This is a genomic window from Achromobacter mucicolens, from assembly GCF_029866465.1.
GTDB lineage: Bacteria > Pseudomonadota > Gammaproteobacteria > Burkholderiales > Burkholderiaceae_B > Achromobacter > Achromobacter mucicolens.
The window spans coordinates 2611838-2627131 of record NZ_CP123364.1; the positions used below are offsets into that span (position 1 = coordinate 2611838).

Here is a 15294-nt window from a genome sequence, read left to right on the forward strand (position 1 = left end):
CGGCGCGTATCAGGTGGGAACTTTACGCAGCATTTCAACGCCGGTGAGGCCGCCAGCGATTTCGCGCAAGGCAGTGACCGTGGGCTTGTCTTTGCTGTCCAGGCGCGGGGCGTGGCCTTGCGCCAATTCACGGGCGCGGTACGTCGCGGCCAGCGTGAGCTTGAAACGATTGGGGATTTGATTCAGACAGTCTTCGACAGTGATGCGAGCCATTAGGACACCTGGTGCTGATGGATGATGGAGAGAATGCGTTCGGCTCAGTGTTCGGCCGGGATGCCAAGTTGCGCAAACAACTCGGCGTGGCGGGCGGCCTGAGACGAAAAGCGCAGCCGTGCGGCGCTGACGATTTGGGTCAGCTCCGACAGGGCTACGCTAAATTCTTGATTAATAATAACATATTCGCATTCAGGCGCGTGGGCGATTTCGCCGCCTGCCGCCATGAGCCGGCGGGCAATCACGTGCGGCTCATCCTGGCCGCGCGCCTTCAGGCGGCTTTCGAGCTCGTCGATGGACGGCGGCAGCACGAAAATGCCGATCGCGCGGGGAAAACGCTGCTTTACCTGGCGCGCGCCTTGCCAGTCGATTTCCAGGAGCACGTCGCGTCCCTGGGCGGTGGCCTCGTCGATGCGGTCGCGCGGGGTGCCGTAGAAATTGCCGTGGACCTCGGCCCATTCCAGCAGGTTCTGGCCTTCACGCATGCGCTTGAAATCGTCCAGCGACACAAACCGGTATTCGCGGCCGTCTTCCTCGCCGGGGCGGGGGGCGCGCGTGGTGCAGGAGATGGAAAGCAGGATGGAGGGGTCTTGGGCAAGCAGGGCCTTCACGAGGCTGGACTTGCCGGCGCCGCTGGGCGCGACGACCATGAAGACGTTTCCGGGAGTGGCGTGCATGAATGAATGTGACCGGCGTGTGATGCTGAGACTCGAAGAATAGCAAATCGCGCGGGTGGCCGCGCGCGCCGGAATGTTGAAAGTGTGTTGCGCTTGGAACCTTCGCTTGCAGCATCCGTAAAGCGATTCGGGTAGGATTTCGCGCATTCATAAGACGGAGAATCCGATGAACACGAACGAGATCGATCCGCCCCGCGTCGCCCTGGTCACGGGCGCCGGTACCGGCATAGGCCGCGCAGTCGCGCTGGAATTCCTGGCGCAGGGTTACCGGGTCGTGCTGGCTGGCCGCCGGCGCGAGCCGCTGGAAGCCACCCGAACGGCGGCGGGCGAGGACGGGTTGCGGGCGCTGGTCGTGCCCACGGACGTGTCCGACGAGCAGGCGGTCCGCGATCTCTTCGACACCGCCCAGCGCGAATACGGCCGTCTGGATGTGCTGTTCAATAACGCGGGGCGGGGCGCTCCGGCCGTGCCGATCGAGGAATTGCCGGTTGCCGTGTGGCGCGAGGTCGTGGACACCAACCTGACCGGCATGTTCCTGTGCGCGCAGGCGGCCATCCGCATCATGAAGGCGCAGCATCCGCGCGGCGGCCGCATCATCAATAACGGCTCGATTTCCTCGCATGCGCCCCGGCCGTTCTCCATCGCCTATACCGCCACCAAGCATGCGGTGACGGGGCTGACCAAGTCGATTTCCCTGGATTGCCGCCCGTACAACATCGCGTGCGGCCAGATCGACATCGGCAACGCCGCCACTGAAATGACCGAGCGCATGGCCGCGGGCATCCTGCAGGCGGACGGCAGCACCAAGGTGGAGCCGCGCATGGACGTCGCTCACGTGGCGCAGGCGGTCGCCGCGATGGCCCGTCTGCCGCTGGATGCCAACGTGCAGTTCATGACGCTCATGGCCACCAACATGCCCTTCGTGGGCCGGGGCTGAACCGGCTGGGTGGCACGCCTGGCCAGGAAGGCCAGCCACGAGAACGCCGGCATGCGCATGCCGGCGTTTTTTTTGATCTCCCCCGGCGCCGGTCAGACGCCGTCCAACGGCCCCGCGCTTAGCGCGACGCTTGGGCCAGCAATTGCTTGGGCGGGGTATCCAGGTAGGCGCGGGCGCCCAGGTAGCGCTTGGACCAGTAGGCGGTCTTCATGTCGTCCACCCGGACTTTCGTGCCGCGGCGCGGCGCGTGGACGAACTTGTTCTGCCCAATATAGATGCCGACGTGGGACGTCACGCCGCGTCCGCGGGTGGCAAAGAACACCAGGTCGCCGGGGCGCAATTCCTTCTTGGCCGAGACGGTCTTGCCTTCGCTGCGCTGGGCGCGCGCGGTGCGGGGCAGTTCCAGGCCGGCGATTTCACGGAAGACATACAGGACGAGGCCGCTGCAATCGAAGCCGTCGGCGTCGTCGCCGCCCCAGCTGTAGGGCGTGCCGATCGCCTCCAGGCCGGCCTGCACAACGCGTTCGCGAAGCGTCAGGACCGTGGGCTCTTGCGCCAGGCGCAGGCCGCTGAGGGTGGGGCGGGCTTGTTCGGCGGCCAGCGAGGCGTGGGCGGCGCCGGGAATCCAGGACAGCGTCAGGGCCAACAGGGGCGCTGACAGAAATGCGGGCGTGCGGAATTGGGTAAAGCGAAACTTTCGCGTGGGCGGCGTCATTACGTCACTTCAAAAAATCGGAGTGGGCGGCATGGCTTTGCCTTGATAGGCAAGCCGGCGGAAAGGGGAGCGGTTTACAGGCGGAACGCAAGAAACGCCTCATGATTATAGTGTAATAATGTTTCATTACATTTGTAGTGCAATGCAGCATAATCCACCGCCCGCTGTTACCGCACGCCCACCGCGCGACGTAACAGCATTGGCAGTTCTGGCGCGTGCGCGGCTGGGCGGCAACCATACGGCCGCCAATAACGCCGCATGACATTTCAATGTCCATCGCCTCGGGCATAATCGACCGCATCGGCCCGGCGGCGTTGCTGCCGCGCGCGGCCGAGGTTGCAGGCAAGACAAAAAAGAAGGCGGAGTAAAGCTCAATGATGAACGCAGTGCACCCTTTGTCCTCCATGAACCGGCCCGAGGCCTTGCCCTTCGAACCCTTCCAGGACGCCGTGTCCGCCGTCGACCGGCTGGTTGAAATCTATGCGCGCAACACCGCGTTCCTGCGTACCGCGTTCCGCGAGGTCCTGAAAGGCACTGGCAACGGCAGCGCGCGATTCCGCGCCTACTATCCGGCCATCCGCATCGTGGTGGAAACCTACGACCCCATCGACACCCGGCTTTCGTATGGCCACGTGGCCGAACCGGGCTACTACCAAACCACTGTCACCCAGCCGGCGCTGTTCCGCGACTACCTGATCGAGCAGGTTGGCCAGTTGCTGCAGAATCATCGGGTCGCGGTCGAAGTGGGCGAGTCCGATTCGCCGATTCCGCTGCATTTCGCCTTTCCCGAGGGCGCCTACGTGGAGGGCGAGCACCTCGAGGCGCTCAAGCGTCCGCTGCGCGACCTGTTCGACGTGCCGGACCTGGCGGTCACGGATGATGCCATCGTCAATGGCTCGTGGCGCGGCAAGGACGGCGAGCCCAAGCCGCTCGCGCCTTTCACGGCGCAGCGCGTGGACTATTCGCTGCACCGGCTGCAGCACTACACCTCGACCGCGCCGACGCATTTCCAGAATTTCGTGCTGTTCACCAATTACCAGTTCTACGTGGATGAGTTCTGCGCCCGGGCCCGCGCCCTGATGGCCAGCGGCAACGAAGACTATGAAATGCTGGTCGAGCCCGGCAACCGCATCACGCGGCGCGGCGAAAGCGGTCCTGGCGATGAAGTCCAGCCGGTGCGCCTGCCGCAGATGCCCGCCTATCACCTGGTGCGCGGCGATCATTCCGGCATCACGCTCGTCAATATCGGCGTGGGGCCGTCCAACGCCAAGACAATCACCGACCACATCGCCGTGCTGCGCCCGCACGCCTGGCTGATGCTGGGCCATTGCGCGGGCCTGCGGGATTCCCAGCGGCTGGGCGACTATGTCCTGGCGCACGGCTACGTCCGGGAAGACCATGTCCTGGACGACGATCTGCCCACCTGGGTGCCGGTCCCGGCGCTGGCGGAGGTGCAGGTGGCGCTGGAGCAGGCGGTCGAAGAAGTGGCCGGGCTGTCCGGGTGGGACTTGAAGCGCATCATGCGCACGGGCACCGTCGCCACAATCGACAACCGCAACTGGGAGTTGCGCGACCACGTCGATCTCGTGGAACGCTTTGCGCAGTCGCGCGCGATTGCGCTGGACATGGAATCGGCCACCATCGCGGCCAACGGCTTTCGTTTTCGGGTGCCTTACGGCACCTTGCTGTGCGTGTCCGACAAGCCGCTGCACGGCGAACTGAAATTGCCGGGCATGGCCAGCGCTTTCTACCGGCGTCAGGTCAACCAGCATCTGGAGATTGGCATCCGGGCGCTGGAGCGCCTGCGCGACATGCCGCCCGAGCGGCTGCATTCGCGCAAGCTGCGCACGTTCATGGAAACAGCGTTTCAATAAAGGGGCCGCTGCCGGAAGGCTGAACGGCTGATCCGTCCCCCGCAGCCTGCGATTTTTCATGTCGGGGCCGATTGCGCTATTCTCGCGCGTTGCTCGGTAATCCCAGGGCGTTCGCGCGGCGTTGCGCGAGCGTCATCCAGACGTGAAGGAACGCATTTTGGCTCCATCGGAACACGATGACCGCCGCTCCGGCGGCACGCGCAAAGCGCACGCGGGCAGGCCGTCCGAATTGCGGCGCACGCTGTCCGCGCGCCACCTGACCATGATCGCGGTGGGCGGGTCGATCGGCACCGGCCTGTTCGTGGCATCCGGCGCGACCATCGCCAAGGCCGGCCCGGGCGGCGCGCTGCTGGGCTACGTGCTGATCGGCATCATGGTGTATTTCCTGATGACCAGCCTGGGCGAACTGGCGGCCGCCATGCCCGTGTCGGGCTCGTTTTCAACCTACGGCGCGCGCTATGTCGAGGATGGTTTCGGCTTCGCGCTGGGGTGGAACTATTGGTACAACTGGGCGGTGACCGTCGCGGTCGACCTGGTGGCGGCGCAGCTCGTCATGGCGTACTGGTTTCCCGACGTGCCCGGTTTTTACTGGAGCGCGTTGTTCCTGGCGATCACATTCGGTCTGAACGCCATGTCCGCCCGCGGCTTTGGCGAAGCGGAATTCTGGTTCGCGCTCATCAAGGTGATTGCCGTGCTGGCCTTTGTCACGATGGGCGTGATGATGCTGCTGGGCATCATCCGTGGCGGCGAGACGGGCGGCTTGGCCAATTGGACGGTGGGCGACGCGCCGTTCGCCGGCGGCTTCGCCGCGCTGATCGGCGTGGCCATGGTGGTGGGATTTTCCTTCCAGGGCACCGAACTGATCGGCATCGCCGCGGGCGAATCGAAGGATCCGGCGCGCAATCTGCCGCGCGCGGTGCGTCAGGTGTTCTGGCGCATTTTGCTGTTCTACGTGGCGGCCATCCTGGTCATCGGCCTCTTGATTCCCTATACCGATCCGCACCTGCTGCGCAACGACGTCGAGGACATCAGCGTCAGCCCGTTCGCGCTGATTTTCGAGCGCGCCGGCCTGTTGGGCGCCGCGTCCGTCATGAACGCCGTGGTGCTGACGTCGGTGCTGTCCGCGGGCAATTCCGGCATGTACGCGGCCACGCGCATGCTCTACAGCCTGGCCCGGGAAGGCAAGGCGCCGCGCATCTTTGGCCGCATCTCGCGCGGCGGCGTGCCGCTGTGGGCGCTGCTGGCCACCACCGTCGTGGCGGCGCTGTGCTTTTTCACGTTCATCTTCAGCCCCAACGCCGTCTATATCTGGCTGCTCAATACCTCGGGGATGACGGGATTCATCGCGTGGCTGGGCATCGCCATCAGCCACTACCGTTTCCGCCGCGGCTACGTGAAGCAGGGCAACAGCCTCGCGGATCTGCCTTATGTGTCCCCGTTCTTTCCCTTCGGACCGATTTTCGCGTTCGTGCTGTGCCTGATCATCACGCTGGGCCAGAACTACCAGGCATTCCTGCAGGACAAGATCGATTGGGGCGGCGTGGTCGCCACCTACATCGGCATTCCGCTCTTCCTGCTGATCTGGGCGGGCTACCGGCTGACGCGCGGTTCGCGGTTCGTCAGCTACCGCGACATGCGCTTTCCGGACGCTCGCGCCCGCAGCCAATACCTGGATTCGGCGCTGCGGGGCGAACCGGCGATCGGCGAGAGCCGGTAAAGCGGGGGGCGTGGCGCCCCTTACTCGATATTCTGCGCCTGCTCGCGCATCTGCTCGATCAGCAGCTTCAGGTCCATGGCGGCGCGGGTGACTTCCATGCTGCCTGCCTTGGAGCCCAGCGTGTTGGCTTCGCGGTTCATTTCCTGGAACAGGAAGTCCAGCCGCTTACCCGCGCTGCCGGCGCTCTTCTTGCCGGCCGCCGCCTTGCCGCCGCCGTCCGAGAGCAGATGACGCAGTTCTTCCAGGTGAGAACGCAGGCGTGACAGTTCCTCGGCTACGTCGATGCGCAGGGCAAAGAGGTTGGCCTCCTGGGACAGGCGCTCGGACAGTTCGGCGCCGGAAATATGCGTGAATCCGCCGGGGAACGCGGATTCCACGCTTTCACGCAGCTTGGCGGCCTGCCGGTCGCGGTGGTCGGCCAGCAGTTGCGGCAGATGCGCCTGCACGATGTCCACCACGCGCGCGACGCCGTCGGCGCATTCGCGCATCATGCCGGCCAGGCGCTCCCCTTCGCGCTCGCGGCCTTCCTGGAGCTGGGTCAGCGCTTGCTGGGCGGCCTGCAGGCAGGCGGCGCCCCAGATCTGCGGATCCAGCGCATCGTTGCCGCGCTGGCCGGGCCAGTTGAAGAGTTCGGCGAGGCGCGGGGAGGCGATGTCCGGGATGATGCGGCGCGCGGCCTGCAGCTGTTCGGCCAGGCTGTCGAGCCAGGCGGGATCCAGCTTGGACAGATCGGTATTGGCCGCACGGGTGAAGGACACGCGGATTTCGACCTTGCCGCGTGCCAGATTGGCCGTCAGCAGTTCGCGCAGCGGCGTTTCCACGTGGCGCAGCTCGTCGGGCAGGCGGAAATACAGGTCGAGAAAACGGCTGTTGACGCTGCGCAGTTCTATGGCGAGAGTGCCTTGTTCTAAGTCTGCTCGGGCGTTGCCGAAGGCGGTCATGCTGCGGATCATGGTGTGCGAGTCCTGGTAATTCCTGAGGTGGGAGCCGGTTGCGCCGGGGCCCGCGGCGCCCAGGGTCTGGGCTGCGGGTCTGTGTTTTCAACCGGATACATCGCGGCAGGATACTCCAAGCGCGATTGTCCCGGCGCGCCTGCCCGTACAATGCCGCGAATCGAAGCCAAGTCTGGAGCCCGTTGTGACCACCATCCCCACCATCGCCCGGCCGTCGGGCCGCGCCGCCGACCAACTGCGTCCGTTCAGCCTGGAGCGCGGGTTCACGCGTTACGCCGAAGGCTCCGTGCTGGTGAAGGCGGGCGACACCCACGTGCTGTGTACGGCAAGCGTCCTGGACAAGGTACCGCCTTTTCTGAAGGGCAAGGGCGAAGGCTGGGTAACGGCTGAATACGGCATGTTGCCGCGGGCCACGCACACGCGCGGCGACCGCGAGGCCGCGCGCGGCAAGCAAAGCGGCCGCACGCAGGAAATCCAGCGCCTTATCGGACGCAGCCTGCGCGCCGTGTTCGACATGAAGGCGCTGGGCGAACGTACCCTGCATCTGGACTGCGATGTGCTGCAGGCCGACGGTGGCACGCGCTGCGCCAGCATTACCGGGGCCTGGGTGGCGGCTGCCGACGCGGTGGCGCTGCTGATGAAGCGCGGCGACCTGGCCGCCAGCCCGATCCGCGACGCGGTGGCCGCGGTGTCCGTGGGCCTGGTGCGCGGGCAGGTGGTGCTGGACCTGGACTACCTGGAAGACTCGGCTTGCGACGCTGATGTGAATGTCATCATGACGGGCAGCGGCGCCTTCGTGGAAGTGCAGGGCACTGGCGAAGGCGCCACGTTCACGCGCGGGGAGCTGGACACGATGCTGGTGCTGGCGGAAAACGGCATCGCCAATCTGGTGAAGGCGCAACGCGCCGCGCTAGCGTAAGCCACGCGAAGTGGGCGCCGTGCGAGCACGGTGTTTCGTGCGAACACGGTGTCTGACACCCTTGTGAGACAGTCGGCAATTGACGGTTGTGCCCGCAGGGTGTCAGACACCTTGCAGCGTCGCCCACAATCACGACACGGTGTCTGACACACTGGTGAGACAGCCGGCAATTGACGGTTGTGCCCGCAGGGTGTCAGACACCTTGCAGAGACGCCCGAATTACCGCGGCAGCAGCGTCTCAACCTTGCCCAGCTTCTCCAGCCCCCAGATCGTCGCGATCAGGCCGCGCAGTTCCTGCTCTGTCGCCGCGTCGGCGTAGCGGCCCAGGCTGAGCGTCTTGTCCTCGATTTCGGGGCGGCTTAGCGTGTTGCCGGGATCGCCCTTGGGTTCGTCCACGCGGCCATGCAGCACGCGGCCGTCGCGGGTGTAGACCGTGACTTTGCCGATCCAACGTTGCGGATAGGCGTCGTCGACTTCCGGGTCGAGGGCCATTTCGACTTTGCCGCGGAAGGCGGCCACGCCGGGGTCGTCGAGGCCTGCGTCGAACTCCGCGAGACCCGCGCGGCCCTGGCGCGCGATCAGCGCCAGCACCGTGCCCATCGAGAACTTGGATTGGTGCACCGTCTGCGGATTGACGACGGGGCCAAGGACGTCGATGGCGCCCTGGTGAACATGCGCCACGACGCGCTCGACGTCGGCCTCGGTGAGGTCGTTGTCGCGCAGCGCCTGTTGCAGCGCGTCCGCCGCCGGATGCGTGTGCCGGCACGAGGCATGGAACTTGAATGAGGTCTCGGCAAGCGCCCAGCGCTGTCCCAGACGGTCGCACAGGCGGCTGGGATCGGCGTCCGTGGACATGCCGGCCGCCATGCCTTGCGGGCCTTCCAGGATGTGGCGGGCGCCCGTGAAGCCTTCGCGCGCCAGGTAGGCCGCGGTGATGCCGTCGGCGGCGGCCTTGGCGGTATGCAACTGCTTGGAGTCGGCGGCGTCGCGCAGGAATTCCCACAGGCCTGCGGCTTGCGTGCCCGCCGAGCCCAATGCGTGGAGCATCTGTTCGGGGGACAGGCCCAGCAGCCGCCCCGTGGTGACGGCGGCAGCCAGGGTGCCCGCCGTGCCCGTGGTGTGGAAGATCTTGTAGTGCGAGCGCCCGAGGAACTCGCCCACGCGAATGCCGACCTCATAGCCGGCGACGGCGGCGGTAAGCAGATCGCGCCCCGACGACCCCAGCGCCTGCGCAACGGCCAGGGCGGGAGGGAACACCACGGCGGCTGGGTGAAAGACCGAGCCATTGTGCACGTCGTCCTGTTCGACCACATGCGCGGCCGCCGCGTTGACCATGGCGGCAAAAAGCGGCGTGGTGCGGCGGCGGGTGATCAGGACTTCGCTGGGGCCATCGGCCGGACCCATTGCGGCGGCATAGCGGTCGATCGCCTGTACCGCGCGGGCCGACGCGCCGGCAAGGATGGACGCCAGGCAATCGAGGAGCAGGTCTTCGGCGCGGCGCAGGACCGGGGCAGGGATGTCTTCGTAGCGCAGGTTGGCGGCAAAGGCGGCGAGTTCGGCGCTCAGGTGCGGGGTGTCTTTGTCTGCGGTCATGTCGGAAGTTGGCATGTCAGAAGGAGCGGGGCAGGCCCAGGATGTGTTCGGCGACGTACGACAGGATCAGGTTGGTCGAAATGGGGGCCACCTGATAGAGGCGCGTCTCGCGGAACTTGCGCTCGACGTCGTATTCAGTGGCAAAGCCGAAGCCGCCGTGGAACTGCAGGCAGGCGTTGGCCGCTTCCCAGGACGCGTCGGCGGCCAGCAGCTTGGCCATGTTGGCCTGGGCGCCGCAGGGTTCGTGGGCGTCGAACAGCCGGCAGGCTTCATAGCGCATCAGGCTGGCTGCCTCGACGTTGATGTGCGCGCGCGCAATGGGGAACTGCACGCCCTGGTTCTGGCCGATCGGGCGGCCGAAGACCATGCGTTCCTTGGCGTACGCGGTGACCTTGTCGATGAACCAGTAGCCGTCGCCGATGCATTCGGCGGCGATCAGGGTGCGTTCGGCGTTCAGGCCGTCCAGGATGTACTTGAAGCCCTTGCCTTCTTCGCCGATCAGGTTTTCTTCCGGGATTTCCAGGTTGTCGAAGAAGAGTTCGTTCGTCTCGTGGTTGACCATGTTGGGGATCGGGCGGATCGACATGCCGTGCTTGACCGCATGGTGCAGGTCAACGAGGAAGATCGACATGCCTTCGGACTTGCGCGTGACCTGATCGAGCGGCGTGGTGCGCGCCAGGAGGATCATCAGGTCCGAGTGCTGCACGCGCGAGATCCAGACCTTTTGGCCATTGATGACATAGCGGTCGCCGCGCTTGACGGCGGTGGTCTTGATCTTGGTGGTGTCGGTGCCGGTGGTGGGCTCGGTGACGCCCATCGATTGGAGGCGCAGTTCGCCGGCGGCGATGCGGGGCAGGTATTCGCGTTTCTGGGCCTCGGATCCGTGGCGCAGAAGCGTGCCCATGTTGTACATCTGGCCGTGGCACGCGCCGGAGTTGCCGCCGCTTCGGTTGATCTCTTCCATGATGACCGAGGCTTCGGTCAGGCCCAGGCCCGAGCCGCCGTATTCCTGGGGGATCAGGGCGGCCAGCCAGCCGGCTTCGGTGAGGGCGCGCACGAAGTCCTCGGGGTAGCCGCGTTCTTCGTCGACCTTGCGGAAATACTCGGAGGGAAACTGCGCGCAGAGGTCGCGGACGGCTTCGCGGATGTCCTGGTAGGCGTGGGAGGCTTGGAGCATGTGACTGGCTTTTCTGATTGAAGGAATGGTTCGGGACAGGATCGAATGTGCCGCAAGGCCGAGCATGTGCCAATTCACAAATCATTAATACAGGGTTCCTGATCGCAAAAGCGCCGGTTCATGACGGCAGTGCGACACGTCCCATCCGAGGTTGTGTCAAGAAATTGCCAAACTGGGTGTCCATAATCCGTTGCACTGCCGCACGGGCGGCCACGCAACACACGGATGGATATGCGAAAAAATCTGAGGGTAACGACGGCGCTGTCGGCCATTCTTGCCTTGTTCGTTGTGCTGTTCGCGCTTGCCGCGGCAGCGGGCATCACGGTCCTGCGCGACAACCGCGCGGATATCGAGGCCCTGGGGCGGGGCAGCATCGAAAGGGCGAGCGATCTGGCCGACATGACCAGCCGTCTGTTCCAGGCGCGCGCGGCGCTGACCGACGCCAAGACGGCGATGGAAGGCGGGCTGGAAGACGCGCGCAACGCGTCGCTGGCTCAGGCCGATGGACTGCTCAAGCAGGCGGCTGCCAGTCTGGCGCGCCTGCGCGCCAACCCGGACGACAGCGCCCAGGGCGCGCCGCTGTTTGCCCAGGTCCTGACGGCGTATGCCGCCTTTGCCGACCAGACGCTCGCGCCGATGCGCACCGCGATCCAGGGGTGGAACGGCATCGAGGTCAACCGCCTGACGGACAAGGCGCTGCCGGCCAGCGGGGCTGCGTATGTGAAGCAGGCCGAGGCTTACCAGGCTTACGCCCGCGAACAGGGGCAGGAGGCGGTGGCCGGCGCAAGCCGCACGCTTGAACGGGTGACCGTGGTGGCGGCGGCCGTGCTGGGTTTCGTCCTGGTGCTGGCAGTGCTGATCCGGCTGGGATTCCGCCGCAGCATCGTGCGGCCGCTGAACGAGGCCGGGGCGCACTTTGACCGCATTGCGGACGGCGACTTGACGGGCGTGATCACGCAACGCGGCGACAACGAAATCGGCGTCCTGTATTCGGCGATGCGCCGCATGCAGACCGGGCTGTCGGCCGCCGTGGCCTCGGTCCGTCTGGGTGTGGAAGAGATCCACACCGGCTCGGGCGAGATTGCGGCGGGCGGCGCCGATATGTCGGACCGCGCGGCGCGCCAGGCTGGCTCGCTGCAGGAAGCGGCGGCCAACATGACCCAGCTGGCCCATACCGTTCAGATGACCGCCGGCAACGCGGACCTGGCAAGCCGCCAGGCGGCGAGCGCCACGCAGCTGGCGCAGCGCGGAGGCCAGGCCGTCGATGAAGTGGTGCGCAGCATGCAGGGCATCGCCGATAGCGCGCGGCGCATCGGCGAGATCGTGGGCGTGGTCGACAGCATTGCGTTCCAGACGAACATCCTTGCGCTCAACGCAGCCGTGGAAGCGGCCCGCGCGGGCGAGCAGGGCAAGGGGTTTGCCGTGGTGGCGGGCGAAGTGCGGTCGCTGGCGCAACGCAGCGCCCAGGCCGCGCGCGAGATCAAGGGCCTGATCGAGGATTCGGCCGCGCGCGTGGATGCCGGCGTGCGTCATGTGAATCTGGCGGGCGACACCATGCGCGACATGGTGGCCTCGGTCGATCGCGTGACGCAGATCGTGACCGAGATTTCCAATGCCACCGCCGAGCAGGCCGAGGGCATTGCGTCGGTCAACCATGCGGTGGCCGATATCGAACGTGCCACGCAGGAAACCGCCGCAATGGTCGAGCAGACGGCGGCTGCCGCGGCGGCGCTGGAATCCCAGGCGCAAGGACTGCGCCGGGCCGTGGCCAAATTCCAGATCGCGCAGGGTGCGCAGGCCGCGGCGCGCGAGGCCTCAGCCGGTGAGTTGCGGCAGGGCGGCGCCGGTGTAGCGCTCGGCCACGAGCGACAGATTCCCGTGTTTGACCTTGTGCTTGACATGGGCGGCCGCCGAGGCGATGTCCTCAGGGCGGATGCGCTCGCATAACGAGGGCGTGACGGTCAGGGCGCCCACGCCCAGCGTCACGAACGGAAAGAAGCGCGGCACGCCGTAACGGTCTTCGGCCTCGATGCCGCCGTTGCGGCGGCCCTGTTCGTCATACAGGGCCACCGCTTCCTCGTTGAATTCGGCAATGATGCGCTCGATGCGCGCCATCCAGTCGGGGCTGCGCAGCAGCACCACGAAGTCGTCGCCGCCCACGTGTCCCACGAAATCGCGCTGCGGATCGCAGTGCCGCTTGATGACGTCGGCGGTCAGCATGATCATGTCATCGCCGCGCCAATAGCCGTACACGTCGTTGAAGGGCTTGAAGTTGTTCAGGTCGCCGTAGCAGATGGTGAAGTCGGCGGCGTCTTCGAGCAGCGTGGCGATGTGCCGGCTGATGGGGATGTTGCCGGGCAGGGACGTCAGCGGATTGGCGTAGCGCGCCGCCTCGATCCGCATCTCGGTCACCGAGCGCACCAGCGTTTCGCCGGTGGCCAGGCCGTCGTAGCGGCCGTCGCGCGTGATGATGAGCCCGTCCATCAGGTAGCGCTGGTCTTCGGAAATCAGCACGTGGCTCAGCTGGTCGATGGACACGTTGACATCCACCAGCACCGGCTCGGCGTTCATGAAGGTCGAGCAGGCGTCGCGGCCGAAGAGCTCGCGCGTGTAGCGCTGGGCGTAGTGTTCCGAGAAGTCGCGCCGGTTGATGATGCCGACCGGCCGGTTGTCGGCGTCGATCACTGCCACGGCGTGCAGATTCTTGTGCTCGATGAAAAGACGATGCACGTCATCGTTGGTGTGCTTGGTCAGCAGCGCGGCCGGCGCTTCGACGCGCAGGCTGACGGCGGTGCCGCCGGCGGCGCGTTGCGACACGGGCGCCGACGTGCGGGAACGCAGCGAGTCCCGTAGCGGCGGCGTCAGTTCGGTCAGCAGGATTTCCTCGGGCATGCCCAGGAACCAGCCCTGCGCGTAGCGGATATCCAGCTCACGGACGACGGCCAGGTCTTCGGCGGTTTCGATGCCTTCGGCGATGACCGACGTGCCCAGATGCTGGGCCACCTTCAGGATGGCCCGCACCATGTTCTGCTTGCGCTCGTCGTGGCCGATGCCGTCAAAGAAGTAACGGTCGATCTTGACCAGCTCGGGCTGGGTTTCCGCCCAGAGCTGCAGGTTGGAATTGCCGACCCCGTAATCGTCCAGCGCGATGCGCATGCCGGCTTCGCGTAGGCACGCAAAGGCGTTGTGCAGGTCCGCCATGCGGTCAGACAGGGGATCCTGTTCGGTAAGTTCGACAACGATGCTGGCGGGCTCCAGGGCGCAATCCTTGAGCAGCCGGGCGGGCATGTCGTAGCCCCAGAGGGTCCAGTAATGGAGCAGGGCAGAGCCGGACAGGTTCAGGAACAGCTTGCCGGCGGCGTCGTTCTGTTCGAACCCCCGCGCGCCCGCGCGAAAACTGGCCAGTTCAAGCTGCGGGTGCAAGCCTTGACGGCGCGCCTCGGCGAACAGGGCATCGGGATAGTGCAGGGGCGTGTCGGCGGGACCGCGGATCAGGCTTTCGTGCCCATAGATCCGGCTGTGGGACAGGTCGATCACCGGCTGGAAGCGCGGACGCAACAATCTTTCGCGCAGGATGCCGGCCAGGCTGGCCTGGGCGGGCGCTCCGCCGGGATGGTGATGGGGAGCACGGGCCGCCGCAGGCCGTGGCAAAGCGTGAATGGAGTTCATCGCTGGGGCATTGAGAAACGATCAGTGACAAGATGGGTCATATTGACAACAAAATATGTCTGCGTTGTTGCGCCGAATCGTTGACGTGCAATCTTCGGGCGCTGTTACAAAAGTGTCAACAAGCAATTCACCCGGGCGTGGTACCCGCGCCATCATCGTGGAATGCGCGCCCGCCGCAGGCGCGCCCCTATACAATCCGCCCTATGACATCCCCCAAGATTCCCGACTCCCTGCGCCGCGTCGTCCTGGCGTCCAACAATGCCGGCAAGCTGCGCGAGTTCTCCGCCTTGTTCGCGCCGCTGGGCATTGAGCTGGTGCCTCAGGGCGAACTGGGCGTGCCGGAAGCCGAAGAGCCGCACGTCACCTTCGTCGAAAACGCGCTGGCCAAGGCGCGCCACGCCAGCCGCTTGACCGGGCTGCCCGCGCTGGCGGACGACTCGGGCCTGTGCGTGGCCTCGCTGGATGGCGCACCCGGTGTCTATTCGGCCCGCTATGCCAAGATGCACGGCGGCGAAAAGTCCGATGCGGCCAACAATGCGTTGCTGGTGCGCAACCTGGCATCGGTCGAGGACCGCAGCGCCTGGTATGTGGCGGTCCTGGCGCTGGTGCGTTCCGAGAACGATCCCCGCCCGCTCATCGGCGAGGGCCTGTGGCATGGCGAGATCATCGATGTGCCCGAAGGCGCCAACGGTTTCGGCTACGATCCGCACTTCTACCTGCCCGACATGGCGCTGACCGCCGCGTCGCTGGATCCCGACGAAAAGAACCGGGTCAGCCACCGCGCCCGGGCGCTGCGCGAGCTGCTCAGCAAGCTGGGCAACGCTTGAACACGGCGCCGGCAAGGCGCCAG

Annotated in this window: 12 protein-coding genes and 1 pseudogene; 6 read left to right on the top strand and 7 right to left on the bottom strand. The window is 66.0% G+C overall.

The genetic code is table 11. The features are described from left to right. Positions 1-9: 9 nt before the first annotated feature. Entirely contained in the window at positions 10-213 is a 204-nt protein-coding gene (gene rpoZ / locus QEP15_RS11960; protein WP_006219679.1) for a DNA-directed RNA polymerase subunit omega, read from the bottom strand. Positions 214-257: 44 nt separating this feature from the next. After that, positions 258-890, bottom strand: coding sequence for a guanylate kinase (gene gmk, locus QEP15_RS11965; RefSeq protein WP_081101052.1), 633 nt, complete (start codon positions 888-890; stop codon positions 258-260). Between the two features lie 166 nt (positions 891-1056). Between gmk and QEP15_RS11970 the strand changes: the two genes are divergently transcribed. Then, a complete protein-coding gene (locus QEP15_RS11970) occupies positions 1057-1827 on the top strand; it encodes an SDR family oxidoreductase (protein WP_056317463.1) in 771 nt (256 codons plus the stop codon). A 118-nt stretch (positions 1828-1945) separates the two neighbouring features. Here the strand turns inward: QEP15_RS11970 and QEP15_RS11975 are convergent, their stop codons facing one another. After that, positions 1946-2542: a C40 family peptidase gene (locus QEP15_RS11975; protein ID WP_056317465.1), complete on the bottom strand. Its 597-nt coding sequence runs from the start codon at positions 2540-2542 to the stop codon at positions 1946-1948. A gap of 374 nt (positions 2543-2916) precedes the next feature. Between QEP15_RS11975 and QEP15_RS11980 the strand changes: the two genes are divergently transcribed. Both QEP15_RS11980 and QEP15_RS11985 read left to right on the top strand, forming a co-directional pair. Next, positions 2917-4416, top strand: coding sequence for an AMP nucleosidase (locus QEP15_RS11980; RefSeq protein ID WP_369818494.1), 1500 nt, complete (start codon positions 2917-2919; stop codon positions 4414-4416). A 229-nt stretch (positions 4417-4645) separates the two neighbouring features. Continuing rightward, entirely contained in the window at positions 4646-6133 is a 1488-nt protein-coding gene (locus QEP15_RS11985) for an amino acid permease (RefSeq protein WP_226849462.1), read from the top strand. A 20-nt stretch (positions 6134-6153) separates the two neighbouring features. Here QEP15_RS11985 and QEP15_RS11990 read toward each other — a convergent pair whose 3' ends face one another. Next, entirely contained in the window at positions 6154-7086 is a 933-nt protein-coding gene (locus QEP15_RS11990) for a YicC/YloC family endoribonuclease (protein ID WP_056317471.1), read from the bottom strand. A gap of 184 nt (positions 7087-7270) precedes the next feature. On the opposite strand from QEP15_RS11990, the gene rph reads away from it, so the two are divergent. Next, the gene (rph, locus tag QEP15_RS11995; RefSeq protein ID WP_056317474.1) at positions 7271-8005 is read left to right on the top strand and encodes a ribonuclease PH; all 735 of its coding nucleotides are present in this window, start codon (positions 7271-7273) and stop codon (positions 8003-8005) included. A 219-nt stretch (positions 8006-8224) separates the two neighbouring features. Here the strand turns inward: rph and QEP15_RS12000 are convergent, their stop codons facing one another. Both QEP15_RS12000 and QEP15_RS12005 read right to left on the bottom strand, forming a co-directional pair. Beyond that, positions 8225-9598 carry an MmgE/PrpD family protein gene (locus tag QEP15_RS12000; protein ID WP_152384364.1) on the bottom strand — a complete coding sequence of 458 codons (1374 nt, stop codon included), beginning with the start codon at positions 9596-9598 and terminating at the stop codon, positions 8225-8227. A gap of 16 nt (positions 9599-9614) precedes the next feature. Then, complete coding sequence (locus QEP15_RS12005; RefSeq protein ID WP_152384365.1) at positions 9615-10775, bottom strand: acyl-CoA dehydrogenase family protein; 1161 nt, start codon at positions 10773-10775, stop codon at positions 9615-9617. A gap of 231 nt (positions 10776-11006) precedes the next feature. On the opposite strand from QEP15_RS12005, the pseudogene QEP15_RS12010 reads away from it, so the two are divergent. After that, positions 11007-12392, top strand: a pseudogene (locus QEP15_RS12010) (methyl-accepting chemotaxis protein); the annotation flags it as partial. Between the two features lie 198 nt (positions 12393-12590). On the opposite strand, the gene QEP15_RS12015 reads toward QEP15_RS12010, so the two are convergent. Beyond that, positions 12591-14444 carry an EAL domain-containing protein gene (locus QEP15_RS12015; RefSeq protein WP_280148810.1) on the bottom strand — a complete coding sequence of 618 codons (1854 nt, stop codon included), beginning with the start codon at positions 14442-14444 and terminating at the stop codon, positions 12591-12593. Between the two features lie 203 nt (positions 14445-14647). On the opposite strand from QEP15_RS12015, the gene rdgB reads away from it, so the two are divergent. Next, positions 14648-15271 carry an RdgB/HAM1 family non-canonical purine NTP pyrophosphatase gene (rdgB, locus tag QEP15_RS12020; protein WP_056317482.1) on the top strand — a complete coding sequence of 208 codons (624 nt, stop codon included), beginning with the start codon at positions 14648-14650 and terminating at the stop codon, positions 15269-15271. Positions 15272-15294 lie beyond the last annotated feature (23 nt).

Excerpts from the sequence above, each read along its gene's own strand:
- rpoZ (WP_006219679.1), bottom strand. The coding sequence starts at position 213 with ATGGCTCGCATCACTGTCGAAGACTGTCTGAATCAAATCCCCAATCGT.
- gmk (WP_081101052.1), bottom strand. The coding sequence starts at position 890 with ATGCACGCCACTCCCGGAAACGTCTTCATGGTCGTCGCGCCCAGCGGC.
- QEP15_RS11970 (WP_056317463.1), top strand. The coding sequence starts at position 1,057 with ATGAACACGAACGAGATCGATCCGCCCCGCGTCGCCCTGGTCACGGGC.
- QEP15_RS11975 (WP_056317465.1), bottom strand. The coding sequence starts at position 2,542 with ATGACGCCGCCCACGCGAAAGTTTCGCTTTACCCAATTCCGCACGCCC.
- QEP15_RS11980 (WP_369818494.1), top strand. The coding sequence starts at position 2,917 with ATGATGAACGCAGTGCACCCTTTGTCCTCCATGAACCGGCCCGAGGCC.
- QEP15_RS11990 (WP_056317471.1), bottom strand. The coding sequence starts at position 7,086 with ATGATCCGCAGCATGACCGCCTTCGGCAACGCCCGAGCAGACTTAGAA.
- QEP15_RS12000 (WP_152384364.1), bottom strand. The coding sequence starts at position 9,598 with ATGACCGCAGACAAAGACACCCCGCACCTGAGCGCCGAACTCGCCGCC.
- QEP15_RS12005 (WP_152384365.1), bottom strand. The coding sequence starts at position 10,775 with ATGCTCCAAGCCTCCCACGCCTACCAGGACATCCGCGAAGCCGTCCGC.
- QEP15_RS12015 (WP_280148810.1), bottom strand. The coding sequence starts at position 14,444 with ATGAACTCCATTCACGCTTTGCCACGGCCTGCGGCGGCCCGTGCTCCC.
- rdgB (WP_056317482.1), top strand. The coding sequence starts at position 14,648 with ATGACATCCCCCAAGATTCCCGACTCCCTGCGCCGCGTCGTCCTGGCG.